Annotated in this window: 20 protein-coding genes; 11 read left to right on the plus strand and 9 right to left on the minus strand. The window is 64.6% G+C overall.

Features of this window, described 5'->3' with window-relative positions:
* Positions 1–29: 29 nt before the first annotated feature.
* From murA to ACOQPC_RS01865, 4 genes are all read right to left on the minus strand, one after another.
* On the minus strand, positions 30–1,313 hold the full coding sequence (murA, locus tag ACOQPC_RS01850) for a UDP-N-acetylglucosamine 1-carboxyvinyltransferase (RefSeq protein ID WP_420606973.1): 1,284 nt from the start codon (positions 1,311–1,313) through the stop codon (positions 30–32).
* A 240-nt stretch (positions 1,314–1,553) separates the two neighbouring features.
* Positions 1,554–1,880 carry an ATP-dependent Clp protease adapter ClpS gene (gene clpS, locus ACOQPC_RS01855; RefSeq protein WP_420606974.1) on the minus strand — a complete coding sequence of 109 codons (327 nt, stop codon included), beginning with the start codon at positions 1,878–1,880 and terminating at the stop codon, positions 1,554–1,556.
* A gap of 190 nt (positions 1,881–2,070) precedes the next feature.
* Positions 2,071–2,829 carry a phasin family protein gene (locus tag ACOQPC_RS01860; protein WP_420606975.1) on the minus strand — a complete coding sequence of 253 codons (759 nt, stop codon included), beginning with the start codon at positions 2,827–2,829 and terminating at the stop codon, positions 2,071–2,073.
* A gap of 157 nt (positions 2,830–2,986) precedes the next feature.
* Positions 2,987–4,822: a PHA/PHB synthase family protein gene (locus tag ACOQPC_RS01865; RefSeq protein WP_420606976.1), complete on the minus strand. Its 1,836-nt coding sequence runs from the start codon at positions 4,820–4,822 to the stop codon at positions 2,987–2,989.
* Between the two features lie 211 nt (positions 4,823–5,033).
* Between ACOQPC_RS01865 and ACOQPC_RS01870 the strand changes: the two genes are divergently transcribed.
* The 3 genes from ACOQPC_RS01870 (at position 5,034) to ACOQPC_RS01880 (ending at position 7,647) form a co-directional block, all read left to right on the plus strand.
* On the plus strand, positions 5,034–6,242 hold the full coding sequence (locus tag ACOQPC_RS01870; protein WP_420608190.1) for an LL-diaminopimelate aminotransferase: 1,209 nt from the start codon (positions 5,034–5,036) through the stop codon (positions 6,240–6,242).
* A gap of 124 nt (positions 6,243–6,366) precedes the next feature.
* Positions 6,367–7,149, plus strand: a complete 783-nt coding sequence (locus ACOQPC_RS01875) for a crotonase/enoyl-CoA hydratase family protein (RefSeq protein ID WP_420606977.1) — start codon at positions 6,367–6,369, stop codon at positions 7,147–7,149.
* 3 nt (positions 7,150–7,152) lie between these two features.
* The gene (locus ACOQPC_RS01880) at positions 7,153–7,647 is read left to right on the plus strand and encodes a DUF3224 domain-containing protein (protein ID WP_420606978.1); all 495 of its coding nucleotides are present in this window, start codon (positions 7,153–7,155) and stop codon (positions 7,645–7,647) included.
* 324 nt (positions 7,648–7,971) lie between these two features.
* On the opposite strand, the gene ACOQPC_RS01885 is transcribed toward ACOQPC_RS01880, so the two are convergent.
* Both ACOQPC_RS01885 and ACOQPC_RS01890 read right to left on the minus strand, forming a co-directional pair.
* The gene (locus tag ACOQPC_RS01885; protein ID WP_420606979.1) at positions 7,972–8,406 is read right to left on the minus strand and encodes an acyl-CoA thioesterase; all 435 of its coding nucleotides are present in this window, start codon (positions 8,404–8,406) and stop codon (positions 7,972–7,974) included.
* A 215-nt stretch (positions 8,407–8,621) separates the two neighbouring features.
* A complete protein-coding gene (locus ACOQPC_RS01890) occupies positions 8,622–9,776 on the minus strand; it encodes an acyl-CoA dehydrogenase family protein (protein ID WP_420606980.1) in 1,155 nt (384 codons plus the stop codon).
* 186 nt (positions 9,777–9,962) lie between these two features.
* On the opposite strand from ACOQPC_RS01890, the gene ACOQPC_RS01895 reads away from it, so the two are divergent.
* On the plus strand, positions 9,963–10,832 hold the full coding sequence (locus ACOQPC_RS01895) for an S-methyl-5'-thioadenosine phosphorylase (RefSeq protein WP_420606981.1): 870 nt from the start codon (positions 9,963–9,965) through the stop codon (positions 10,830–10,832).
* 155 nt (positions 10,833–10,987) lie between these two features.
* Here ACOQPC_RS01895 and ACOQPC_RS01900 read toward each other — a convergent pair whose 3' ends face one another.
* Entirely contained in the window at positions 10,988–11,569 is a 582-nt protein-coding gene (locus ACOQPC_RS01900; protein WP_420606982.1) for a septal ring lytic transglycosylase RlpA family protein, read from the minus strand.
* Between the two features lie 170 nt (positions 11,570–11,739).
* On the opposite strand from ACOQPC_RS01900, the gene ACOQPC_RS01905 reads away from it, so the two are divergent.
* The 4 genes from ACOQPC_RS01905 to ACOQPC_RS01920 all read left to right on the plus strand — a co-directional run bounded on the left by ACOQPC_RS01905 (position 11,740) and on the right by ACOQPC_RS01920 (position 16,623).
* Positions 11,740–12,642, plus strand: coding sequence for an acyl-CoA thioesterase (locus ACOQPC_RS01905; RefSeq protein ID WP_420606983.1), 903 nt, complete (start codon positions 11,740–11,742; stop codon positions 12,640–12,642).
* Positions 12,643–12,886: 244 nt separating this feature from the next.
* A complete protein-coding gene (locus ACOQPC_RS01910) occupies positions 12,887–14,113 on the plus strand; it encodes an acyl-CoA dehydrogenase family protein (RefSeq protein ID WP_420606984.1) in 1,227 nt (408 codons plus the stop codon).
* 106 nt (positions 14,114–14,219) lie between these two features.
* Positions 14,220–15,299 (plus strand): acyl-CoA dehydrogenase family protein, encoded by a 1,080-nt coding sequence (locus ACOQPC_RS01915; RefSeq protein WP_420606985.1) that lies wholly within the window; start codon positions 14,220–14,222, stop codon positions 15,297–15,299.
* 22 nt (positions 15,300–15,321) lie between these two features.
* Positions 15,322–16,623: an MFS transporter gene (locus ACOQPC_RS01920; RefSeq protein WP_420606986.1), complete on the plus strand. Its 1,302-nt coding sequence runs from the start codon at positions 15,322–15,324 to the stop codon at positions 16,621–16,623.
* Here ACOQPC_RS01920 and ACOQPC_RS01925 read toward each other — a convergent pair.
* Entirely contained in the window at positions 16,620–17,879 is a 1,260-nt protein-coding gene (locus tag ACOQPC_RS01925) for a TetR/AcrR family transcriptional regulator (protein ID WP_420606987.1), read from the minus strand. The genes ACOQPC_RS01920 and ACOQPC_RS01925 overlap by 4 nt on opposite strands.
* Positions 17,880–18,803: 924 nt before the next feature.
* Here ACOQPC_RS01925 and ACOQPC_RS01930 point away from each other — a divergent pair.
* Positions 18,804–19,610 carry an SDR family NAD(P)-dependent oxidoreductase gene (locus tag ACOQPC_RS01930; RefSeq protein WP_420606988.1) on the plus strand — a complete coding sequence of 269 codons (807 nt, stop codon included), beginning with the start codon at positions 18,804–18,806 and terminating at the stop codon, positions 19,608–19,610.
* A 12-nt stretch (positions 19,611–19,622) separates the two neighbouring features.
* Positions 19,623–20,921 (plus strand): TCR/Tet family MFS transporter, encoded by a 1,299-nt coding sequence (locus tag ACOQPC_RS01935; RefSeq protein WP_420606989.1) that lies wholly within the window; start codon positions 19,623–19,625, stop codon positions 20,919–20,921.
* A 7-nt stretch (positions 20,922–20,928) separates the two neighbouring features.
* Here the strand turns inward: ACOQPC_RS01935 and ACOQPC_RS01940 are convergent, their stop codons facing one another.
* Positions 20,929–22,671, minus strand: coding sequence for a class I adenylate-forming enzyme family protein (locus tag ACOQPC_RS01940; protein ID WP_420606990.1), 1,743 nt, complete (start codon positions 22,669–22,671; stop codon positions 20,929–20,931).
* 247 nt (positions 22,672–22,918) lie between these two features.
* Between ACOQPC_RS01940 and ACOQPC_RS01945 the strand changes: the two genes are divergently transcribed.
* Positions 22,919–23,656, plus strand: coding sequence for a Crp/Fnr family transcriptional regulator (locus ACOQPC_RS01945; RefSeq protein ID WP_420606991.1), 738 nt, complete (start codon positions 22,919–22,921; stop codon positions 23,654–23,656).
* Positions 23,657–24,230: the final 574 nt, after the last annotated feature.

Raw genomic sequence — 24,230 nt, forward strand, 5'->3', positions numbered from 1 at the left:
CCTCCCCGTTCCGGGGAGGATTTTACCTGTCAATCCCCACCGACGCGCTCGATATCCGCGCCGACCGCCTCGAGCTTTTCCTCGAGCCGTTCATAGCCGCGGTCGAGATGGTAGACGCGGTTGAGCTCGGTCTGACCCTCGGCGGCCAGCCCGGCGATGACCAGGCTCATCGAGGCGCGCAGATCGGTCGCCATCACCGGCGCGCCGGTCAGTTGCTCCACGCCGCGCACCACCGCGGTGTGCCCGTCGACGTCGATATGCGCGCCCATGCGGTTGAGCTCGGGCACGTGCATATAGCGGTTCTCGAAAATCGTCTCGGTCAGCACGCTGTTGCCGTCCGCCTTGCACAAGAGCGCCATGAGCTGCGCCTGCATGTCGGTGGCCAGCCCCGGATAGGGCGCGGTGGTGAGCCGGACGGGTTTGAGGGTGCCGTTGGCGGCAATCTTCACGCCCTTCTTGTGCGGTTCGACATGCAGGCCCATTTCGGTGAGCGCGATCAGCGTGGCATCCATCTCGTCCGCGCGCGCGCCGATCAGGTCGACCTCGCCGCCGGTGATCGCGGCGGCGCAGGCATAGCTGCCGGCCTCGATCCGGTCCGGCATCACCTCATAGGTCGCGCCGTGCATCCGCGGCACGCCGTGGATGGTGATGTCGGACGTGCCGATGCCCTCGATATCCGCGCCCATTGCCGCCAGCAGCTTGCACAGATCGACGATCTCCGGTTCGCGCGCGGCGTTGCGCAGCAGCGTGGTGCCGCTGGCGAGCGATGCCGCCATCAACGCATTCTCGGTCGCGCCGACCGATACCACGGGAAAGCTGTAAGTGCCGCCCGGAAGGCCGCCGTCGGGCGCGCTGGCGCGGACATAGCCGGCCGCGATCTCGATCTCGGCGCCCATCGCCTCGAGCACTTTGAGATGCAGATCGATCGGCCGGTTGCCGATCGCGCAGCCGCCCGGCAGCGATACCGTCGCCTCGCCCGCGCGCGCCAGCAGGGGCCCAAGCACCAGGATCGAGGCGCGCATCTTGCGCACGATGTCATAGGGCGCGACCGTGGAGGTGATCCGCGTCGCCTGCAGCGTCATCACGCGGCCGAAATCCTCCGGGCGCGATCCGGCGATGGCGGTGGAAACACCGAACTGGTTCATGAGATGCTGAAAGCTGTCGATGTCCGCGAGCCGCGGCAGGTTGCGCAGCGTCAGCGGCTCGTCGGTCAGCAGCGCGCAGGGGATGAGTGTGAGCGCGCTGTTCTTGGCGCCGGAGATCGGAATGCGGCCCGATAAACGATTGCCGCCGCGAATGAGAATTCTGTCCATCGAACAGTGATAGCGATTGCGCGGGGCGAGGCAAGGCGGGGCAATGCGATGCCATGATGTTCGGGAGATACTGCCAACCCGCCGTCATCCCGGACTTGATCCGGGATCCAGGGCCCAGCGGCGGTGCCATCTCGCCCTGGATTCCGGGTCAAGCCCGGAATGCCGCGATTTTTTAGGGTTGGAGTAGGCTCAAATCAACCGGCTGGCCGCGAAATCTGTCGAGCCGGATTTACCAACCCCTCAAGCCTTCTCCAGCGTGCATTGCAGCGGGTGCTGGTTCTGCCGGGCGAAATCCATGACCTGGTTTACCTTGGTCTCGGCCACCTCATAGCTGAAGATGCCGCACACGCCCACGCCGCGCTGGTGGACGTGAAGCATGACCCGGGTCGCCTCGTCGGTGTCCATGGTGAAGAAGCGCTTGAGGCAATGCACCACGAATTCCATCGGCGTGTAATCGTCGTTCAGCATCAGCACCTTGTACTGGCTCGGCTGCTTGGTCTTGGGCCGCGTGCGGGTGGCGATGCCGACCGAGGGACCGCCGGGATCCTGCTCGTCATCCTTGGCCATGCGAATCGAAAGCGGGCGGAGCGTTGAGGTGCTGGGGTGATTCATATCGTTTCAAAATATGGCATGGCGGGGCGATGGGGCAAGCCCCGCTGTGATCGGCTGCCCGACTTTCCGTCTTCAAGCGGCATGAAAAAGGCCGCCCCCATTGCCGGGAGCGGCCCAAATTTCATTCATGTTGAAGCCCGTGGCTTCAGGCGTCGATCTTCATCTTCTCGCCGGCTTCGGCCATGCGGCTCGACAGCGGCTGGAACATGTCACCGAAAAGCTTCACCATCTTCTCGGTGTTCTTCGAAGCCTGCTCGACCATCACGTCGAAATTCTTGCGGGCATATTCGCCCTGCAGCTGGAACAACTCGGTCGGCGATTTCACCGAGGTGAAGTCCTTCATGGAGCTCGACGCGGTCTCGAAGCTCTTCTTGGCGAACTCCATATTCTCGCGGCCCATTTCCTGCACGCCCTCGGCGCCGATCTTGCCGGCTTCGACGAACGCTTCGACGTTGCCGCGGCTGAATTCGCCGGCCTGCGTCATCATCTGCGTGGTCTTCTCCGAAGCGGCCTTGGCGCGCTCGGACATGTCGCCCATGATCTTGCTGGTCTGGTCGGTCATTTTTGCGGTGGTGTTGGCCATGATTGTATTTCCTTTTTCGATGCTCCGGGTGACGGCCTTTTGCGGGGCCTCTGCCGGAGCGGTCTGTTTGATGATGTCCTTGGCCACGTCAGCGGCCTTGGGTTCTTCGGTCTTCGCCGCGACCTTGGGGGTCTCGGCGGGCTTGGCAGCGGCCTTGGGAGCCTCCGCCTTCGCTTCGACCTTGGCGTCGTCCGCCTTGGCCGCTGTCTTCGGGCTTGCCTCGACCTTGGCAGACGGTTTCGCCGTCCGCTCGGCCGGGGCAGCCTTCTTGTTCCCTGATGCGGGAGCCTTTGATTTCGGTGCTGTCTTGCGAGCAGTCATCGTCCATCCGTTCCTTCTATGCTGCGTTGCACAATAAGGGGTCGGGAGATGATTGTCAAGAGATATTGTGCAGTGCAACAAAGTTGAAACACCGCAGGAAACGGGCGTTTCGTCGCCACCTTAACGATTTTTTTGCTGCAGTTGCATGACGGCCGGGCTAACGGCTTTTCACATAGCTTCCGGGCGCATCCTCGATCGCCTTGAGCTTGCCCTTGCCCGGCTTGCGGCCGCCCTTGGCGTCGACTTCCTCCGGCGCACGCGCCTTCAGCCATTCGATCCAGTCGGGCCACCAGCTGCCCTTGGTCTCGCTGGCGCCATCGATGAACTGGGCGAGCGTATCCACGTCCGCATCCTCATTGGTCCAATATTGATATTTGCCCGATGACGGCGGGTTGACCACACCCGCGATATGGCCCGACCCGGCGAGGATGAAGCGCTTTTCGCCGGACAGATGGTCCATCAGCTTCCACACGCTGGCGACCGGCGCGATATGGTCTTCCTTACCCGCCTGAATATAGACCGGCGTCTCGATTTTGTTCAGATCGATCGGCGTGCCGTCGATGCGGATCGCGCCGGGCTTGGCCAGCTTGTTGCCGCGGTAGAGATCGCCCAGATAGGAGCGGTGCCATTTGCTGGGCAGGTTGGTGGTGTCGCCGTTCCAGTGAAGCAGGTCGAACGCCGGATAATCCTCGCCCAGCAGATAATTGGTGACGACATAGTTCCAGATCAGGTCGCGCCCACGCAGCATGTTGAAGGTCGCGGCCATATAGCGCCCGTCGAGATAGCCCGGCTCGCTGAGCTGCTGCACCAGCTCCATATGCTCGTCGCCGGTGAACAGCAGCAGGTCGCCCGCTTCCTCGAAATCCACCTGCGCGGTAAAGAAGGTGGCGCTGGCGACCTTGTCTTCCTCGCCGCGTTCCGCCAGCAGCGCCAGCGTGGCGGCGAGCGTGGTGCCGGCCACGCAGTAACCGATGGTGTGCACGTCCTTCACGTCCAGCGCCTCGCGCACCGTATCGATCGCGTCGATCTGCGCGGCGATATAATCGTCCCAAATAACATCGGCCATCGACGCGTCGGCCGATTTCCAGCTGACCATGAACAAAGTGACGCCCTGTTCCACCGCCCATCTGACGAAGCTCTTCTTCTCGTTGAGATCGAGGATGTAGAAGCGGTTGATCCACGGCGGGAACACGATCAGCGGGGTCTTCAGCACCTTGTCCGTGCTCGGCGTATATTGGATCAGCTGGTAGAGCAGGGTTTCGCGAACCACCTTGCCGGGCGTCATGGCGATGTTGACGCCGAGCTCGAACGCATCGGGATCGGTGTGGGTGAGCTGGCCCTTGCGCAGATCGGCCAGCATATGCTCGAGCCCCTTGAGCAGGCTCTCCCCGCGCGTTTCATAGGCCCGCTCGAGCACCTGCGGGTTGGTCAGCGCGAAATTGGTCGGCGATACCGCGTCCAGCGCGTTCGACAGGTTGAAGCGCAGCTTGGCCTTTGCCTCCGGGTCGAGCCCGTCGATATCGTCGGCCCAGGCCAGCATGCGCTCGGCGGTGAATTGATAGGCCTGCGCGATCGCCGCGAAAATCGGATGGTTCTCCCAGCCTTCATGGTGGAACCGTTTGTCCCTGGCCTCGGCCGGCTTGGTCCAGCCTTCCAGCCCGGCGGTCATCATCTTGCCCCAATAATCGAAGCCGGAAACCATGATATCGGCCTGCTGGCGCATTGCGGCCATCGGGTCCTGCACGCCCAGGCGGTAGCCGGCGGGCGCGTCGGCGCCTTCCATCCAGCGGCGCATCATCGCCTCAGATCGCGCGGCGAGCGAGCCGTCGGCGATCTGCTCGGCGGCGAACTCGGCGAGCAGCTGCTGCGCGCGCAAGCTGACGAAGCCCCATTGCTGCATCTGCTCGAGCAGGTTCTGCGTGCCCTCGGCGAGGTCGGCGGCTGCCTGTTCGGGCGACTGGGCGGGTCCTGGCCCCTTCTGCGCATCTGCCATTCTGCTTTCTCCTAGATCGGGGTAATATGAAAACCCGGCGCTGTTCCCCGGCGAAGGCCGGGGTCCATCAGTCACGGTTCGATGCTGGACTCCGGCCTTCGCCGGAGAACCGGTCAAGCGAAATCCTATAGTTCATGGCCGTTATTCAGCCGCCTATAGCATGAAGTTGTGCATGACGCGCGCGGTTCCGCCCGATAAGGCGGCCCATGTCATGAACGATCAATTCTACCGCATCCGCCGCCTGCCGCCCTATGTCTTCGCCGAGGTCAACGCGATGAAGGCACGCGCAAGGGCCGAGGGCGAGGACATCATCGATCTGGGCATGGGCAATCCCGACGGCGCGCCCGCCCCGCATATCATCGCAAAACTGTGCGAGGTCGCGCGCGATCCCGGTGCGCACGGCTATAGCGCGTCCAAGGGCATCAAGGGCCTGAGGAAGGCGCAGGCGGCCTATTATCAGCGTCGCTTCGGCGTCGAGCTCGATCCGGATACCGAGGTCGTCGTGACACTCGGCTCGAAAGAAGGGCTGGCCAATCTGGCGCAGGCGATCACCGCGCCGGGCGACGTCGTGCTCGCGCCCAATCCGAGCTACCCGATCCACACCTTTGGCTTCATCATCACCGGCGCCGCGATCCGCTCGATCCCCGCCGCGCCGGGCCCGGATTTCTTCCTGCGGCTCGAATATGCCATGGCCTATTCGGTGCCCAAGCCGTCGGTGCTGGTGATCGGCTATCCGTCCAACCCGACCGCCTATGTTGCCGATCTGGCCTTCTACCGGGAGGTCGTGGCCTTCGCCCGGGAGCACAAGCTCTGGGTCATCTCCGACCTCGCCTATGCCGAGATCTATTTCGGCGACGAGCCCACCCCCTCGATCCTGCAGGTGCCGGGCGGCAAGGATGTCGCGGTGGAGTTCACCAGCATGTCGAAGACCTATTCGATGGCCGGATGGCGCATGGGCTTCGCGGTCGGCAATCCGGTGCTGATCGATGCGCTGGCGCGGGTGAAGAGCTATCTCGATTATGGCGCGTTCACCCCGATCCAGGCCGCCGCCGTCGCCGCGCTCAACGGGCCGCAGGATGCCGTCGCGGCCAACCGCGCGCTTTACAAGGCGAGGCGCGACGTGATGGTCGACAGCTTCACGCGAGCCGGTTGGGATGTGCCGTCTCCGCAAGCCAGCATGTTCGCCTGGGCCCCGATCCCGCCCGCCTTGGCGCATCTCGGCTCGGTCGAGTTCGCCAAGCGGCTTTTGTCCGAGGCCAAGGTCGCAGTCGCGCCGGGAGCGGGCTTCGGTTCGGAGGGCGAGGGTTTCGTGCGGCTCGCGCTGGTCGAGAATGAACAGCGCATCCGGCAGGCGGCGCGCGGAGTGAAGAAGTTCCTATTGGCCAATGGAGTAAATGGTCCGGGCGGGCAGGGCCAGTAACAAGGTCGCCGTCATCCCAGCGAAAGCTGGGATCTCAGGCCCCGTGGATGTGGCGCGGAACCGGAGCGCTGGAGATTCCAGCTTTCGCTGGAATGACGATAACGAGGGATTGAGGAGAGTCATCATGAACGACCGCGTATCGATCAGCATCGAGAACCATATCGCCGATGTCCGGTTGAACCGGCCCGAGAAGATGAACGCGCTGGATACCGCGATGTTCGAGGGCATCGTCGCGGCGGGCGAGCGGCTGATGGGCGAAACGGGGGTGCGCGCGGTGGTGTTGTCGGGCGAGGGCCGGGCGTTCTGCGCGGGGCTGGACATGGCGAGCATGGCCAGCGGCGGATCGGGCATGGAGATCAGGGGCCGCACGCACGGCACCTCCAACATCGTGCAAAAGGTGGCGATGATCTGGCGCGAGCTGCCGATGCCGGTGATCGCGGCGGTGCACGGCATCTGCTTCGGCGGCGGGCTGCAGATCGCCGGCGGCGCCGACGTCCGCATCGTCTCGCCGGAGACGCGGCTGGCGATCATGGAGATGAAATGGGGACTGGTGCCGGACATGGGCGGATACGCGCTGTGGCGGCGCAACGTGCGCGAGGACGTGCTGCGGCGCCTGACCTACACCAATGCCGAGTTCAACGGCCGCGAGGCGGTGGACTGGGGTTTCGCCACCGAAGTGCGCGACGCGCCGCTCGAACGGGCGATGGAGCTTGCCAGGATCATCGCCGACCGCAATCCGGAGGCGATGCGCGAGGCCAAGGGCCTGTTCAACGCCGCCGTGGACATGGACGAGGCGGCGGTGCTGCAGGCCGAAAGCGAGGCGCAGCTGCGCGTCATCCGCCGGCCCAACCAGATCGAGGCGGTGCGCAGCCAGATGGAGAAGCGCAGCGCGAACTGGACGGATTGAGCGATGGCGCTGCTGCCCATTCTGGTTCTGACGTCCGCCGCTATGATATTGCCGAGCGCGGCGACGCAAGCAAACGAAACCCCGGCGCTGGAGCCGGACATGCACGAAGGAAAACAAGCAATGACAGCTTCCGGACGATTCGACGTTGCCCTGGAACCCGCGTCCGATCCGGACATGCCGGTCGCTCGCATGACCCTCGACAAGACGTTCGAAGGCGATCTGACCGGCACGAGCCGTGGCCAGATGCTGGCGGTCAGGACCGATGTCGAGGGCTCGGCGGGCTATGTCGCGATCGAACGGTTCGAAGGGTCGCTTGGCGGCCGCAAGGGCAGCTTCGCGCTCCAGCACAGCGGTATGATGGATCGCGGCCAGCCGTCGCTCGCCATTCAGGTCATCCCCGATTCGGGCACGGGCGATCTGGCAGGGATTGCCGGTACGATGACCATCGACCAGTCCGGCAGCGATCATCGCTATGTCTTCGATTACACGTTGCCCTGAAACCGGCGTTCGATGCGCTGCCGCGACAGAAAGTTGCGCAAAGGCTACGAAGTGGCCGGGGGGCGTGGTTGCAGAATGGCGATCGATTATTTCCTACATCGGCAGGCGCGATCGACCGATGAGAAAAAGCAGGGCCGAGCGCTCCAGAGGCCCAGAAAAATTCCAACATTGCAAGCGATTGGATGTTGGGAAGCGAATAATTACCTGTCCTCCACTCGCTCGTCATCCCGGGCCTGACCCGGGATCCAGGACCCCGCGGGACTGACGTTCGTGCTGCAATCGCCCTGGATTCCGGCTTTCGCCGGAATGACGATGCAGGGGAGGTCAGCCCTCGGCCGAACCCTCGACCATATTCGCCGCCAGCACGGCGCGCATGGCATCGTCCATCGGCAGCGATCCGTCCTTGTTGGTCAGCACAAGCGTCGTCACGCTGGTCGCCACGCAGCCTTTTTCCTGAAACGCGGCGCTGACGATCTGCCAGCTCGAATTGCCCACGCGCCCGATGCCGCTGGCGATCTCCACCGCCTCGGGAAAGAAGCCTTCCGCGACATAATCGATCTCCACCCGCGCGATCAGCCAGCGCGTGCCGGGCGCGTGGGTGAGGCCGAGCGACTGGTTGAACCGCACGCGGCCGTTTTCGAACAGCGCCGCGATCGCGACGTTGTTGAGGTGGCCCAGCGGATCGAGGTCCTGGAAGCGGGTCTCGGTGTGCGTGCGGAAGGGATAGGCGGCGATGTCGCGGGGTGGTTTGGTGGTCATCTTGGTCCTTGAGCCTTCCTATCCCGCCAAACGTCATTCCGGACTTGATCCGGAATCCAGGGCCGGATGGCGGTTCCATTGCGCCCTGGATCCCGGGTCAAGCCCGGGATGACGGCTTCTTTTTCTATTCTTGGTGCTGCGCAGCCACCCTCACCCAGCTGCGACTAGGAAACAAGTTTCCAAGTCTTCGCATCCCTCTCCCAAGGGGAGAGGGTTTAGAGCGAGCGCCCGATCAGTTCCTTCATGATCTCGGTGGTGCCGCCGAAGATGCGGGTGACGCGCGCGCCGCGCCACATGCGGGCGATGGGATATTCGTTCATATAGCCCGCGCCGCCGTGCAGCTGCAGGCATTTGTCGATCATTTCCCACTGGAATTCGGTGTGCCACAGCTTGGCCGCCGCGCCTTCCTCGGGCGTCAGCGTGCGTTTGGCGTGGAGCGTCAGGCAATGGTCGAGATGCGCCCAGCCGACCTGCAGCTTGGCCTTAAGGTCGGCCAGCACGAAGCGGGTGTTCTGGAAATCGAACACCGGTTTGCCGAAGGCCTTGCGCTCCTTCACGAACGCCACCGTATCGTCGAACGCCTTTTGCGCGCTGGCCTGCGCGCTGACCGCGATCGACAGGCGTTCCTGGCCGAGCTGGCTCATCAGATAGATGAAGCCCTTGCCTTCCTGGCCCAGGCAATTGGTGATCGGCACGCGCACGTCGCTGAAAAACAGTTCGGACGTATCCGCCGCGTCCTGCCCGATCTTGTCGAGATTGCGGCCACGCGAATAACCCTCGCGGTCGGCCTCGACCAGAATGATCGAGACGCCCTGCCACTTCTTTTCCGCGTCCGGATCGGTGACGGCGCAGACCAGCGTGAGGTCCGCGTTCTGGCCGTTGGTGATATAGGTCTTGGAGCCGTTGATTACATAATGATTGCCGTCCCTTTTGGCGCTGGTCTGGATCGATTGCAGATCGCTGCCGACGCCCGGCTCGGTCATGGCGATGGCGGTGACCACCTCGCCCGACACCATCTTCGGCAGCCATAACTGCTTCTGCTCTTCGGAGCCGTAATTGACAATGTAATCCGCCACGATGTCCGACTGCAGCGAGAAGCCGAGCGTGGTGCCCGCGCCGTAGGCCGCTTCCTCGTCGACCACGGCGTTGTAGCGGAAATCGAGGCCCAGCCCGCCATATTCCTCCGGCACGGTGGGGCACAGCATGCCAAGCTCCCCGGCTTCCTTCCAGATCGACTTGGGCACGATCTTGGCCTCATCCCACTGCTCCGCGTTCGGCGCGACGCGATCGCGCATGAAGCTGCGTACCGTGTCGCGGAACGCGTCCATGTCTTGCGTGTAGGCGGTGCGGGTGGCGGTATCGATCGGCATGGCGGCTCTCCGGTTTGTTTGGGGCGATTGGAGAGGGAGTTTACGCAAACGTCAAGTGCTGCCCATAGCCAACAGCAACCCGTCGCCCCTGCGAAGGCAGGGGCCTATCCCGTCTGGCCTCCGCGCGCTAACGAGAGTCGGGATAGGCTCCCGCCGGCGCGGGGAGCGACGGGTGAGGTTATAGAAATGGCGGATCAGTGGACCATCGGGATCATTGGGGGCTCAGGGCTCTACGCGATCGACGGGCTGGAGGATCAGGCATGGCGCCGCGTCGAATCGCCCTGGGGGCAGCCCTCGGACGACATCCTGTTCGGCCGCATCGGCGACGTGCATCTGCGCTTCCTGCCGCGCCATGGCCGCGGGCACCGGATCGCCCCGTCGGACCTGAACGCGCGCGCCAATATCGATGCGCTGAAGCGTTCGGGCTGCACCGACATTCTTTCCATCTCCTCGATCGGTAGCTTGCGCGAGGAACTGGCGCCGGGCCGGTTCGTGGTGATCGACCAGTTCATCGACCGCACCAAAGGACGCCCCTCCAGCTTCTTCACCAGCGGCATGGTCGCGCATGTCTCGATGGCCGAGCCGGTGTGCGAGCGGCTGAGCGCGTTCGCCGCCGAGGCGGTGGACAAGGCGGGCGGAAATGTGGCCAAGGGCGGCACCTATCTGGCGATGGAAGGCCCGCAATTCTCCACCCGCGCGGAAAGCATGCTGTACCGCCAATGGGGCGCGGACGTCATCGGCATGACCGCTATGCCCGAGGCCAAATTGGCACGCGAAGCCGAGCTGCCCTATGCGCTGATCGGCATGGTCACCGATTACGACTGCTGGCGCGAGGAGACCGCGTTCGTGGAGGTGAGCGAGGTGATCGCGCAAATGGCGGCGAATGGCGCGGTGGCGCGAAAGGCGGTGGAGGCGTTCGTCAAAGCGCTGCCGGAGGTGCGCGAGCCCAGCCCGCTCGACACGGTGCTGGATCATGCGCTGATCACCGATCCCGCGCACCGCGATCCGGCGCTGCTCGCCAAGCTGGATGCGGTGGCCGGGCGGGCGCTGGGGTGAGATGCTGCGCCGGCTGCCCTTGCATTTATAGAACGACGTCATTCCGGGCCTGACCCGAAATCCAGGGCCCAGCCGAACCATGTTTGTGCTGCAACCACCTTGGTTCCCGGATCAAGTCCGGGATGACGACTTCATTATGGGTCGAGTGCGGCCGCTCAGCCGTGGACGAGCTGCAGTTCCACCTGGCCGGTGCCCGCGCGGAAGAGGCCGATCCGCTTGGCCGCGGCGGTCGACAGGTCGATCACGCGGTTGCCGTGGAAGGGCCCGCGATCGTTGATCCGCACGATCACCGATTTGCCTTCATGCGTCACCTTGACCAGGCTGCCCATGGGTAGCGTGCGGTGCGCGGCGGTGAGTTGGGTCGGATCGAAGCGCTCGCCGCTGGCGGTGCGGTTGCCGGCCAGATTGGGGCCGTAATAGCTGGCGCCGCCGGTGCCGAGATCCTCGAGCAGCTGTTCGGCGCCTTTCACGATGCCGGCTGCATCGCCGCCCGATGGCGCATCGATTACGGTATCGATATCGACGGCCGCCGGGCTGGTCATTTCGGCATCGATGTCGGCGCTCACCTCGATCGGAACGAAGCCGCTGGCCGGCGCTGGCGCGTCGGCGCGCGCTGCGCCGATCAGACCCATGGCCGGAACCATCGCGGCGATGCCGTAGCTGAGGAATTTGCGGCCGCTAAAGGCTTTGGGGGCGCTGCAAAGCCGCGCGCGGATCGATGTTTTCGACAGCTGCATATTAATCATGCCTTTGATTTATAACAGAAAACCGGAGTCTTCTCAACCAACCTCAGGCCGCCCTCCAGCGGTCGAAGTGTCAGCTAATGGGCGATTCCCCGGCTGTCGCGCTTGACGCGTTCAACCGTGCCGGGGATGAGGTCGAACGACCCATTTCGAAGGAACCCTTGATGCCCGCCGACGAGTCTTTGCAAAACGTTAACCACTATTCGCCGGAAAGACTCGTCGCCGGGCTCCGCAAACTTCTCACCGTGGAGCGACTCGACGCCGATCTCTATCGCGGTCGCAACCGCGATGACGAACGAGATCGGGTGTTCGGTGGGCAGGTTATTGCCCAGGCGCTCGCCGCTGCTTGCGAAACCGTGGAAGACGAGCGGATCGTCCACTCGCTGCATGCGTATTTCTTGCGCGGCGGCGAGCCGGGCCAGCCGATCATCTACCGCGTCGAGCGCGATTTCGACGGGCGCAGCTTCTCCAACCGCCGCGTCATCGCGATCCAGCATGGCCAGCCGATCCTGAATTTTTCGGCCAGCTTTCAGCGACCCGCCGACGGGCTGACGCATCAGTTCGCCATGCCCGATGTGCCGATGCCGGAAGAGTTGCCGGGCGAGGTCGAGCGGCTGGAGGGGCAGGACAATGTGCCCGCGGAGTTTCTGGAGCGGATGCGCGCGCGGCCCCGCCCGATCGAGTTTCGTACCGTCGAACCGCGCTTCGCGGGCGGCGGCAACAAGCGGCCGCCCTATCAGCATGCCTGGCTGCGCGCGGTGGCCCCGGTCGACGGGCCGCCCTCGCTCCACCGCACGATGTTCGCTTTCGCCAGCGACATGCTGCTGCTGGGCACCAGCATGCTGCCGCACGGCATTCACTGGGCGACCGAGAAGCTTTCCATGACCAGCATCGATCACGCGCTCTGGTTCCACGAGGATTTCCGCATCGACGACTGGCTGCTGTTCGCCATGGACAGCCCGTGGACCGGCCATGCCCGGGGCTTCAACCGCGGCATGATCTTCGCGCGCGACGGACGGCTGGTGGCCAGCGTGACGCAGGAGGGAATGATGCGCGTGCGGGGGTGATGAAATCCCCCTCCCGCAAGCGGGAGGGGTTAGGGGTGGGTGCGCGCTCGCTTGCGGGCGCGCTCGGCTCGCAGAGCCGACCGGGGGCATCGAGCCCCCGTTCGTCTCCACCCACCCCCGGCCCCTCCCTCGAAAGGGAGGGGAGAATGAATGGCGACAGGACATTTGATATCGCCCAGATTCATTTGGCATCGCTGCCGCTTTTCGGGCATACCGATTCCACGAAAAGCTTCAGGAGAGCATAATGGCCAGCGCGCCGGCAATAACCCCCGAAACCGATACCGAGGCATTCCGCGCGCAGGTGCGCGAATGGCTGGACGCGAATTTCCCCGCTGCGCTGAAAGGCCATGATAACAGCCTGTCCTCGGTCGAACAGCCGAGCGACGAGAGCGCCGATGAAACCGCCTGGCGGAAGTCGATGGGTGCAACCGGCTGGGGCACGCCGACCTGGCCGCGCGAATATGGCGGCGGCGGGCTCACCCGCGAACAGGCGAAAATCCTCGGGCAGGAAATGAACCGCGCGGGCGCCTACAACCCGATCGGCGGCATGGGCGTGATGATGTTCGGCCCGACGCTGCTGGAATATGGATCGGAAGCGCAGAAGCAGGAGCATATCCCGCCGATCACGCGCGGCGAAATCCGCTGGTGCCAGGGCTATTCCGAACCCAATGCCGGGTCCGATCTCGCCAATATCCAGACATTCGGCGAAGCGGTTTCTGATCCCGTTGGGGGCGATCATTATGTCGTGAACGGCCAGAAGACCTGGACCAGCGGCGGGCAATGGGCGGACAAATGCTTCGCCCTCGTGCGCACCGACAAGAGCCACAAGCATGAAGGGATTTCCTTCATGCTGATCGACATGACCGCGGACGGCGTCGACGTGAAACCGATCCGCATGATCAGCGGCATGAGCCCGTTCTGCGAGACCTTTTTCACCAACGTAAAGGTGCCCAAGGAAAATCTGGTCGGCGAGGAAGGGCAGGGCTGGACCATCGGCAAGCGCCTGCTGCAGCATGAGCGCACCAATCTGTCGGGCGGCGGCAGCGCGATCCGCATGCCCGCCATGCCGCTCCACGCGATGGCCAAGACCTATGTCGGCGTGAACGACAATGGCGAGTTGGACGACGCCGAACTGCGCACCAGGATCAGCGATTTCGAGATGCAGTGGCGCAGCTTCCTAGGGACAGCGATGCGCGTGCAGGCCGAGGCCAGGGCGACCGGCGGCGTGTCCGAGGTCAGCTCGATCCTGAAAAAGGTCGGCACCAAGCTGGGCCAGCAGCGCGCCGAAATGATGATCGAGATCATGGGTATGAAGGGCCTCGGCTGGGAGGGCGAGGGCTTTACCGACGATGAACTGCGTTCGACCCGCGGCTGGCTGTTCGGCAAGGCGACCACGATCTACGGCGGCTCGACCGAGGTGCAGAACAACATCATCGCCAAGCGCATATTGGGGATGCTGGACCATCAATAAATAGAACAGCGTCATCCCGGACTTGATCCGGGATCCAGGGCCCAGCGGCAGTGCCGTTCCGCCCTGGATTCCGGCTTTCGCCGGAATGACGATGCGGAGAATTCACATGGCAATCCTGAGCGAAGAACAGACCATGCTGCGCGATATGGCGCGCGAATGGACGAAAAAGGAAAACCCCGTCGGCGCGTTCCGCAAGCTGCGCGATGCCGATGCCGACAGCGGTTACGACGCGGACGTCTATGCCCAGATGGCCGAAATGGGCTGGAGCGGGGTGATCATCCCTGAAGCGCATGGCGGCTCCGATTTCGGCTATATGAGCTTGGGGCTGGTGCTGGAGGAAACCGGGCGCAGCCTGACCGCCAGCCCGCTGCTCGCCTCGGCGCTCGGCGCGGCCAGCGCGCTGATCCTCGGCGGATCGGACGCGCAGAAGGGCGCGTGGCTGCCGAAGATCACCGGCGGCGAAGTGATCGGCACGCTCGCCATCGACGAAGGCCCGCGCCACAATCCCGGCAAGAACGAGACCAGCGTGTCGGGCGGCAAGCTGTCGGGTACAAAAATGTTCGTGCCCGAAGGCATGAGCGCGGGGCTGTTCATCGTTGCGGCGGCGGACGGGGTCTATCTCGTCGACGGGTCGGCGGACGGCGTGACGCGGTCGGGCCGCTCGATGGTCGATCAGCGCGGCTGGGCCGAAGTCACGTTCGACGGTGCGGTGGCGGACAAGCTGGCGGCCGGCGGCGGCGATCTGCTCGATCAGATTCTCGACCGCGCGCGGATCGGCGCGGCGGCGGAAATGCTCGGCATGGCGAGCCAAGCGTTCGACGTGACGCTCGCCTATCTCAAGCAGCGCGTGCAGTTCAACCAGGTGCTCTCCAGCTTTCAGGCGCTGCAGCACCGCATGGCCGATCTGTTCGGCGAGATCGAGCTGATGCGCTCGGCGGTCGAGAACGGGCTGGCCGCTCTCGACGACAATCGCGGCGACATCGCGATGGCGGCCAGTCAGGCCAAGGCGGTAGCGAGCGACGCGATCCATCATATGAGCAAGGAAGCGGTGCAACTGCACGGCGGCATCGGCATGACCGACGAATATGATATCGGCTTCTATCTGAAGCGCGCGCGCACCTTGGAGCAATTGTGGGGATCGAGCGCGTTCCACCGCGACCGCTTCGCGCTGCTCAACGATTATTGAGCCGGCCGCCGCCGCCGGACCGATGGATGAAAGCGGCGATCCGCTGGGTATAGAGCCGGACGATCGCGTGCGGCGCGAAGCCGCGTTCGATGCCGAGGTCGAGCGCAATCTGAAGCGCAACTTCATCGTGAATTTCGTCCACGGCATGCTCGGGCTGACCGGCTTCCGGCTGATCTATGCGCCCACCTTCATCCCCGCCTATATCCAGCTGATGACCGGCTCGGCGCTCTATGTCGGGCTCGGCCAGACGCTGCTGATGCTGGGCGGGTTCGCGGTGCCGATCCTGGGCGCGTCGCAGCTCGAACATCGCACACGCATCCTCTCGGTGGCGATCCGCATCGGCACGTTGATGCGCGTGCAGGTGCTCGGCCTGGCACTCGCTGGCTGGTTCCTGTCGGGCACGTCGCTGCTGATCGCGACGATGATCCTGTTCTTGGCTCTCGGACTGTTCCAGGGGCTGCAGCGCGTCGCCTTTCAGATGATCATCGCCAAGGTGATCCCGCTCGATCGGCGCGGGCGGCTGCAGGGGATGCGCAACCTGGCGGGCGGCGCGATCGCGGCGGGGCTGAGCTATACGGCGGGGCGCTGGCTCATCAACGATCACGTGCTCGGCAACGGCTATGCCACCACCTTTCTGCTCGCCTTCGTGCTGACCTCGCTCGGCCTCCTCGTGTTGCAATTCGGGATGAAGGAGCCCGCCGCGCCGTCGGTCCGCCTGCGGATGCCGCTGCGCCAGCGGCTTGCCGAAGTGCCGCATCTGCTGCGCGACCGTAATTATCGCTGGTTCGTGATCGGGCAGGCGCTGGCGGTGACCGGCCGTGTCGCCGCGCCCTTCTACATCCTCTACGCGGCGCGGGTGATGGACCTCGACGGCACCACCATCGGCGTACTCAGCCTGGCGTTTCTGGGCGCGGACACCGCGTCCAATATCCTGTGGGGCCAGCTGGGCGATCGCTTCGGCTACCGGCTCACCTTTCTGCTCGCCATCGCTACCTGGATCGGCGCGATCGCGCTCTTGATCCCGGCGCTGACCGAACCGCTGATCATCCTCAGCTTCATCGGCCTTGGCGCCGCCAATTCGGGCTATATGATGAGCGCGCAGACGATGGTGCTGGAGCTCGGCAACCGCGAGGACATGCCGATGCGGCTCGCGCTGTCGACGACGGTGGAGGGGTTGATCGCCACGATCGGTCCGCTGCTCGCCGGCGTGATCGTGCATCTGCTTGGCTATGTCGCGCTGCTCGGCGGAGCGGCGGCGCTGCTGGCGGGCGCGTTCGGCGTGTTCTGGCTGCGCGTGACCGAGCCGCGCCGCGCTGTGGCCTAGCTCCCGGCCGGCGGGCCGAAGAAGCCGTGGAGCAAGGGCGCGGTGTAGAGCCGCGTGGCCAGCGCCATGTCGCGCCGCCCGGCCCAGCCGCGCAGGTCCCAGGCGGCGTTGAGCATGACCATCGCCAGCTGGCTCGCCACCAGCGGATCGATCGCGCGGACCGAGCCTTGCGCGATGCCGTCGATCATCATGCCGGCGAAGCGCCGCGCCATCCAGTCCGAACGTTCGAGCACGAGCTGCTGCATCCGCGGCGGCAGCACGCCCATGGCGGTGGTGCGCAGCAGCGGCCGGTCGCCGTCGAACTGCGCATGTACGAGACTGAAAACGGACGAGGCGATGCGATCGAGGAAACTGCCCTCCTCGGCCAAGGCCAAGCGCTGCACCGCCGAGACGCGATCGTAGCTCGCGGCGAAGCATTTCATCACGAGATCGTCCTTGGCCGCTAGATGGTGGTAGAAGCTGCCCTTGGTCACGTTGAGCTGCGACGCGATGCGCTCGACCGAGGCGCCGCGATAGCCGCGCTCGTTGATCAGCCGGGTCGCCGCCTCCAGGAAATCGCCGAGGCCGCGCTCCGGTCCGTCGCTTTCGACGCGGGCGGGCACGGGCAGATCGAGTGCTTCCGCCTGGCGCCCGCCGGCGGCGAGCCCCAGGCGCATCAGCTCGAAGCTGCGTTCGTGCAGGCGGCCGAAATCGGTGCGCGAATAATCGCTCAGCAGAACCGGCAGCCAATAGGTGAATTCCAGGAAGATATGCGCGCGCGCGGTGAGATCGGCATGGCCGACCGGATCATCCGTCTCGCCGAAGAAGCGCCGCACCTTGCGGAACATGCGCACGAATTCGCCCAGCAGCCGTTCGCGCGTATCCTCCGGCATGGCGCGGATGTCGGACAGCTGCGCCTCGGGCGGATGCGTGCCCTCGCGCTGGGCCGCGATGCGTTCGAAGCTCAGTTCGAGATAGCGCCGCACACGTGCTTGCGGAGTCGGCTCGGTGCCGGCCTCGTCGACCTCGCGCTCGATCCGCTCCAGCGTGCGGTGGAACACGGCCTCGGCCAGCCTGTCCTTGCGCTTGAAATAATAGGCGATGCTGGTGGTATTGAGATCGACCATCCGCCCGACATCGACGAAGGTCATGCCCTTGACACCGCGCTCGTTGATCAGCTCGGCCGCGGCGGAAACGATCCGCTCGCGCTTGGCCTCGAACCGGCCGGTTCGCTCTTCCTGGTCGGCGCCTTTTGCGGCGTTGCTCTCGACGTTCATGTGCGCGGTATACTCCCTGCAGCATCCGGGCTAGCAAACGGGGAGGCGGCGGTCACGGGAAATTGCGAAGATCGGTACGGTAAGGCATCATGCCTGCGCTTGCCTGCACAAACTCGCCCGCGATCTGTCCACAAATTCCGTCACCCCGGGCTTGATCCGGGGTCCAGCTTTTTTATTCTAGTCCATGTTCCCGGCTACATCGTACCGTTCCGGATCGCTCGCGATGCGAATCCACCCGGAACGGTCAATTTACAAGAAAGGGCAGGATAGCTGGGCCCCGGATCAAGTCCGGGGTGACGGTAGAGGGAACGTCTCCAACTGGGGCGATTCCGGAAATTCAAACAGAGAAGCTACCCGTCGCCCGGACGCCTTTCCTACATCGCATATTCATGATATGTTCTCCGCTTGTCGTGCTTGGAGGCCAATCATGGATTCGCCGCTCTTCCTCTACCCCGTTCGCGCCGCTCGTATGCCGACCTTATGGTGGCGGGGTGCGAAAGTCCTGCAGCGGTTCGGGCGAGGGTGAACAAGGGGGGGACGTATAGCGCCCTTTGCGAACTTCCGGCTGCGATCGCCGCCGGCCCGTTCCTTGTCGTAGGCGATTATGTACTTTGCAAACCCTGTCGGATGGAAATTCAGAAACGGCATAGCTCCGCCTTTCTTTGTCCGTCATGCCAGCGTTGGGACCCGGAAAGCCGGCATCTCAGGCCTTATGGCGATCCCGCCCGAGACCCCAGCTTTCGCCGGGGTGACGAAAAGATGAAACGGGTGTGCAAGGTACATAATCGCCTTGCCGTAGACCTTTTGCGCGACATGCCCAACCGGCCTCCCTCGGCGTGCGGTAAAGGATAATCGCCGCGCCGCCCGCCTGCGCCGTTTCGCGCACTCGGCATATGCTCTAAGGGCCGTTCGAGGAGATCGATTATGGGCGTGCGGATAGACCTTTCGGGCAAGGTGGCGATCGTTACCGGGGCGGCTTCGGGGATCGGGCGGGCTTCGGCGCGGCTGTTCGCCGAGGCGGGCGCGAGCGTGATGATCGCGGACCGCGCCGAGGCGGTGCAAGAGACGCTGGCGATGATCGAGCAGGCGGGTGGCACCGGCTTTGCCCGCCAAATGGATGCGGGCGACGAGGCGGCGGTGAAGGCGCTGGCCGAGGACGCGTGCGCGCGCTTCGGCGGGCTCGACATCATCTACGCCAATGCCGGCATCACCGGCGGCAAGCCCGGCGGGCTGTTCGACAGCGATGCGGGCGAGTGGGCCGAGGTGCTGCGCGTGAACCTGATCGGGCCGTATCTGGCGATCAAATATGGCGCGCCGAAAATCCAGGCGCGCGGCGGCGGGTCGATCGTCTGCACCGCCTCGGTCGCGGGCCTGCGCTCGGGCGCGGGGCCGGCGAGCTATTCGGCGAGCAAGGCGGGCGTGATCAACCTGGTCAAGACCGCCGCCTGGCAGCTCGATGGCACCAATGTGCGGGTCAACTGCATCTGCCCCGGCCTGATCGAGACCGGCATGACCAAGCCGGTCTATGATTATGCGCGGGGGGCCGGAAAGCTGGAAAAGATCGGGCAATTGAACCCGATGAAGCGCGGCGGCGAGCCGGAGGAAATCGCCAGGGCGGCGTTGTTCCTGGCGAGCGATCAGGCGAGCTACGTCAACGGACAGGCGCTCCCCGTCGATGGCGGATTGTCCGCCAGCCACCCGATCGCCCCGCGCGGCAATCGCGGCGTCTGAAGGCCGCATGGCATGACCCGCGACGCTTCGCCATCAGCACCCGCCAAAGCGGCGCGCGGGGCCTCGCTCGTCTTCGTCTTTCTCGTCGTGCTGATCGACATGATGGGCTTCGGCATCATCATGCCCGTGCTGCCCGCGCTGATCACCGATCTGACCGGCGGCAGCATCGCCGAGGCGGCGGTGGATGCCGGCTGGCTCGCCTTTGCCTATGCCGGCATGCAGTTCCTGTTCGGGCCGGTCATGGGCAATCTGTCGGACCGCTTCGGGCGCCGCCCGGTGCTGCTGGCCTGCCTCGGCATGTATGGAATCGGCTATGCGATGATGGGCTGGGCGCCCACGCTGGCCTGGCTGTACGCCGCGCGCATCGTGACCGGGGTGACGGGCGCCAGCTTCTCGGTCGCCTACGCCTATATCGCGGACATCACCCCGCCGGAAAGACGCGCGCAGAATTTCGGGCTGATCGGCATGGCGTTCGGCGTCGGCTTCATCTTCGGCCCGGCGCTCGGCGGCATATTGGGCGAGTTCGGCACGCGATTGCCCTTCTTCGCCGCATCGGGCCTCGCCGCGATCAATTTCCTGTTCGGGCTGGTCATGCTCAAGGAAAGCCTGGCGCAGGACAAGCGCCGCCCCTTCTCGCTGATCCGCTCCAACGCGCTGTCGGCGATGAGGGCGCTGGGCGGGCAGAACCGCGTGGTGCTGTGGTACGCCGCCGCGCTCGTCTTCTTCACCACCAGCGGCATCGTCTATCCGGTGATCTTCGCCTATTACGCGATCCAGGCGTTCGGCTGGACCGAACTCACCATCGGCCTGTCGCTGGCGCTGGTCGGGGTCGGCGCGGCGCTGGTGCAGGGCGGGCTGATCCGGATCGTCGTGCCGCGCATCGGCGAGCGGCGGGCGGTGCTGATCGGTTTCGGCGCGATGCTGAGCGCCAATATCATCTACTGCTTCGCGACCGTGCCCTGGTTGATCTTCGTGGCGATCCCGATCGGCTGGTTTCAGGGGCTGATCCAGCCTTCGGTCACCGGCCTGATGAGCCGCGCCGTCGACGACCGGCGGCAGGGCGAGTTGCAGGGCGCGACGTCGAGCCTCAACAGTCTGGCCGCGGTGGTCGGCCCGCCGCTGTTCACCGCCGCCTTCTTCCTGTTCACGCAGGACAGCGCGCCGGTCTATTGGCCGGGCGCGCCCTATGCGGTGGCGAGCGTCTTCGCGCTGGTATCGTTGGCCCTGTTCTGGCGCGGCAGCGGGCTGCATTATGCCGGCGAGGGTGCCGATCTGCCGCCCGACGCGGAGACCGACGCCGATGTCGCCTAGGCCGTGCCTAGGCCTCGAACAGGCCCTTCAGTTCGGTCTTCAGGATCTTGCCGTTGGCGTTGCGCGGCAGCGTGTCGTCGGAAAAGACGATCCGCACCGGCACCTTGAACGCGGCGAGAGCCCCGCGCACCCAGTCCTGCAGTTCCCGCTCGCTCGCCGTTTCGCCGGGCGCCAGATGCACCACCGCGCCGGGCTCTTCGCCCAGCGTGCGGTGCGGCAAGGCGACGACGGCGGCGTCGGTGACGGCGGGGTGATCGTACAGAATGTTCTCGACCTCGGTCGAATAGATATTCTCGCCGCCGCGGATGACGATGTCCTTGGCGCGGTCGACGATATAGCAGAAGCCTTCCGCGTCGATTCGGGCGAGATCGCCGGTGCGCACCCAGCCGTGAACGAAGGTCTCGGCGGTGGCAGCGGGCTTGTTCCAGTAGCCGCTCACGACCTGCGGCCCGCGCGCCCACAATTCACCGATCGTGCCGATGGGCAATTCGACGCTGCCGTCCTCGGCCATGATCTTGATGTCGGACACCGGCACCGGTGGGCCGCAGCTGTCGGGGCGGTTCAGATAATCCTCGGCGCTGTGGCTGGTGACCGTCGCCATCGTCTCGGTCATGCCCCAGCCATTGCCCGGCAGCGCGCCCATCACGTCGCGGATCTTGCGGACGAGATCGGGCGCGGACGGCGCGCCGCCATAGCTGATCGTCTTGAGCGAGCCGAGATCGTATTTTTCGCGCGCCGGATGCTCGATCAGTTGCCAGGCGATGGTCGGCACGCCGCCCGCCAGCGTGACCCTTTCGCGCTCGATGATGCGGAACGCCTCCTCCGGGTGCCATTTGTGCATGAAGATCATCGTCGCGCCGCTCGCCATCGCGCCGGTCATCGTCGCCGAACAGGCGGTGACGTGGAACAGCGGGATCACCAGCAGGGCCACCGCGCGCGGCGGCGGATCGGGCGGCATCTCGCCGCGCCGCAGGAAGCTGCGCGCCGCGGCATAGGCGCTGGAAAAGATATTGGTGGTGATGTTGCGGTGGGTGCCCAGCGCGCCCTTCGGTTCGCCGGTGGTACCGCTGGTGTAGAAAATCGTCGCCGCGTCATCGGGGACGAGCGCGCTATCGGGCAGATCGTCGTCGGGCAGCGCGGCATAATCGGCGGTGGTGCCGATGATGGCTTCGAGCGCGCGAGCATGGCCGGTCAATGCGCCGTCCGCACGCGCCACCAGCACCGTTTCGAGTCCGGGCAGCGCAGCATAATGCTCGGCCAGCCGTTGATGGCGTTCCGCGTCGCACACCAGCAGCCGCGCACCGGCATCCTTCAGGCCATATTCGAGCTCCTGCCCCGTCCACCAGGCGTTGAGCGGCACCATGATCGCGCCGATCGCGGTGGCGGCGAAGAACGCCACCGGCCATTCGGGCAGGTTGCGCATGGCCAGCGCGATCCGGTCGCCCTTGCCGATGCCGAGCGCGAGGAAATGCCGGGCCAGCTTCGCGGTGGCGCGATGCCAGGCGTCATAGCTGACGCGCTCTTCGCCCAGGATGAGAAAGATCGCATCGCCATGGGTGCGGGCGAGCGCGGCCAACCCGGCGAGCGTCGGCGGCACGTTCTTCCACGCGCGGATCGTCTCGCCGCGCACGGCCACATCTTCCATCTCGAAGCGCTGTCCGGGCGCGCAAAGAAGAGCCTGGATCTCGGGAAGGGAGGCGGCGGGCCATGGGGCCGGGCTGCCGGTGGCGTCGGAGGGAAAAGATGCCATGCTCATCATATGGTCAGGGCTAACGAGGTCCTGCCCATGCTACAAGTTTAGACATACCCAAACGCTGAAAAAGGCGATCCATGGCGTCGCGGGCAAGGCTTTCATATATTTCCCCGCTTCCATGCAGGTTATGCTAAGCAATGTAACATGGGTTAATTGTTTAACCGCAACAGTCCGTTAGGTGTTGGCACCAAATTTAGCCGTCATAAACCGGGCGGACCCCCTGCGGAATGGGAATCACCGACCGATGGCCGACAGTTGTTTTGTGCAGCGCCTGCTGCATTATCTAGATATTACCGACGCGGAGAAATCCGCGATTGCGAAGCTCGAACAGGACCCGACCGATCTGGTCGCGGGCCGGAAGCTGTGGGAAGAGGGCGCCAAATCGGACGATATCTGCATCGTCCAGAAGGGCTGGCTTCTATCGGAAACCGTGCTCGAGGGCGGCGAGCGCCAGATCCTGCGCTTCTATTTCCCGGGCGAACTGATCGGCACCGCCAGCATCGCGTTCGATCATGCTTGCAGCACGGTGCGCGCGGTGCAGGATGCGCGGCTGTGCATTTTTCCGCGGGCACGCCTGGGCGAGCTGTTCGTCGAGCATCCCCGGCTCGGAACCTTGTTCTATTCGCTCGGCATGCTGGAAGTGATCGATCTCAACGATCGGCTGCGTGCGCTCGGCCGCACCGACGGCAAGGCGCGGCTCGCGCATCTGTTCCTGTCGATCGCGGAGCGCATGCGCGTGCTGCATGGCCGCGCGGAAAAAGTGTTGCAGGTGCCGCTCACCCAGAGCGACCTGGCCGATGCGGTCGGCCTCACCGCGATCCACGTCAACCGACTGCTCAAGGAAATGACCAGCGACGGTCTGATCCGCCGCACCCGGCGCGAAATCGAACTTCGCGACGAGGATGAGCTGCGCCTGCTCTCGCAATATCGCGATCGCCATTTCGAGGTCGACAACAGCTGGTTTCCGCCCGCCAGCACGTGATGACTATCCCGCGCGGCGATCGGTATCGGCTCTCGGTCCCGTCGTTGTGCATCGACCCCGTTCGGGCTGAGCTTGTCGAAGCCTTGCATTGGCGATTATATACTTTGCAAACCCTGCCGGATGGAAATTCAGAAGCGGCATGGCTCCGCCTTTCTTTGTTCGTAATGCCAGCGAAACTTTGTTCGTCATGCCAGCGAAAGCTGGCATCTCAGGCCTCATGGCGATCCCGCCCGAGACCCCAGCTTTCGCTGGGGTGACGAACAAATGAAACGGGTGTGCAAGGTACATAATCGCCCTTGCATTGTTTCCCTGGCGCTACCCCCGAAGCACGACATTCCTTGGTAGTGGGTCAGTTTGAATTTCCTCCTGCGCTTCATCTAGAATTCTCGTCATTGCGAGGCCGCAGGCCGAAGCAATCCAGGGCAGTTGCGGCGCTACAGCTGCCCTGGATTGCCGCGTCGCCCCGGATCAAGTCCGGGGCTCCTCGCAATGACGAAGAGAGTATATTTCAAACTGACCCACTACCCATTCCTTCGACAGATTCAGGACGAACGGAAGTGGTGCTAGGCAGACG

The organism is Novosphingopyxis sp., assembly GCF_965218915.1.
Taxonomy (GTDB): Bacteria; Pseudomonadota; Alphaproteobacteria; order Sphingomonadales; family Sphingomonadaceae; genus Novosphingopyxis.